Annotated in this window: 1 protein-coding gene; it reads right to left on the bottom strand. The window is 57.5% G+C overall.

All coding sequences use genetic code 11. The features are described from left to right. Window positions 1-72: 72 nt before the first annotated feature. Window positions 73-1,239, bottom strand: coding sequence for a hypothetical protein (locus tag FBT96_RS19475; protein ID WP_136909593.1), 1,167 nt, complete (start codon window positions 1,237-1,239; stop codon window positions 73-75). Window positions 1,240-1,279: the final 40 nt, after the last annotated feature.

Here is a 1,279-nt window from a genome sequence, read left to right as displayed (position 1 = left end):
CCGCATCTTGATCCCCCTTCGCCGTTGGAGGGGGTGAATCATGTTCTGCATCCGCGGTCGAGGCCGACTATTTCAGCAGCCTGTTACGCCGGCAGCCTCGATCTCTTGGCCTGGGTGCTTTACCATCAATGCGCCGACATGGACGAGGTCTGGCTCGACGAGTTCGACAGCGAGACCCTTCTGGTAGAGAAGGCTGGCAGCAAGTTGAGGGAATTTCAACAGTGTTGGAGCCTCGAAGACGACACCCCCGTGCTCTCGAAGCATAGCTAGAACCTTGGGATAAACGCTGAGAAAGTCGCGATGTGGCGACCCGAGCATGGTGATCTCCGGTACTTGGACCACAATCCCGCCGGAGAAACCATCAACCTCATCGAAGAGTTCCTCGACCTTCCCGCCGCGGTAGAACGCCACTGTCGGTGAGGCTATCTTGACGAAGCTGTTGTCGTATTCCGGCAGTTCGACCGCGCGGCGGAACGCCGGGATTTCGCCTAGGGGGTTGGCTACACTCTGTATTAGGATCCAAGGCAGGCTGAGTAGGGCATCCAAGATCGGATCTTCGCTGGATGGTGGGAACGCGCTATCTGTCGAAACTAGGCCGGCTTCGGCCGCGAATTCGCGGAAGACCGCGCAATCTGCCTCGATGTGGGCCACGAAGCACTCAGCCGGCAGCGGTGCGTTCCCAAGCGGTCCGATGAGGTGAGCGCTCTGAATGCTGGGGCGCGTTCGAGCGCCATCAATGTTGATCGCCCTTAGGTCGATCAGGCCGACTTTTTCGCAAGCTACCCGATCGAGCACGTAGAGATGACCGACGCCTTCGGCGGCATCGTATCTCGCCATTTTCTTGCGCAATAACAAGGGGCGTTCATCACAGTCCTCACAGAGATCCACGCTCAGTTTATCTGCGTACCGGTTACCTGCAAACCATGCCGACACGGCTGGCTTGTCTGAACAGTCGAGGTAGAACGATCTGAATCCATAGTGCTGGAGGATAGCTTGGTTCAGAGCAAAGTTAGAATACTGGCCGGTGAAAGCCCCTATCACGTCGTCGGCATACCGGTTCCACCGCAACATCTCGGGGGGTATACAGCCATGGCGACCGAAGGATGTCGTTGCGGATGGCTGTTCGGCTGTACCGAAGTGTTCTGTTTGACCACGAAAGAGTACGCCTCTGCTGAAGGCGGCGAGGCAATCCTTAACAGGCTGCTGAAATAGTCGGCCTCGACCGCGGATGCAGAACATGATTCACCCCCTCCAACGGCGAAGGGGGATCAAGATGCGG

It is taken from the genome of Rhodobacter capsulatus (assembly GCF_005144475.1).
GTDB classification, from domain to species: domain Bacteria; phylum Pseudomonadota; class Alphaproteobacteria; order Rhodobacterales; family Rhodobacteraceae; genus Rhodobacter; species Rhodobacter capsulatus_C.
The sequence above is the reverse complement of the archived record's forward strand: the minus strand, read 5'-3'. Positions and strand labels throughout refer to the sequence as shown.

Coding starts and splice junctions, on each gene's coding strand:
- FBT96_RS19475 (WP_136909593.1), bottom strand. CDS start 1,239: ATGTTCTGCATCCGCGGTCGAGGCCGACTATTTCAGCAGCCTGTTAAG.